Below are 230 nucleotides of genomic sequence, written 5' to 3' on the forward strand. Positions count from 1 at the left end.
CTTGCGGGCTGCGGATCGGGGAACTGCTCGACCTCGAGCTGGACTGCGTCCACGAGCTCGATGGGAACGGGGCATGGTTGAAGGTCCCGCTCGGCAAGCTCGCTACCGAACGCATGGTCCCTCTCGATCCCGAGACCCTCGAGGTGATCGACCGGGTCACCCAGATCCGCTCCCACGGCAGGCCACTCCCGCACCCCCGCTACCGGCGACCCGCGCAGTTCCTGTTCACC

The 230-nt window shown here is 67.8% G+C and carries 1 pseudogene; it reads left to right on the forward strand.

Annotated elements, in window-relative coordinates:
- Positions 1-230: pseudogene (locus tag ACPYN4_RS15515) on the forward strand (tyrosine-type recombinase/integrase); the annotation flags it as partial.

This window comes from Microbacterium sp. CH-015 (genome assembly GCF_049707015.1).
In the GTDB taxonomy this organism is placed as follows: Bacteria; Actinomycetota; Actinomycetes; order Actinomycetales; family Microbacteriaceae; genus Microbacterium; species Microbacterium aurum.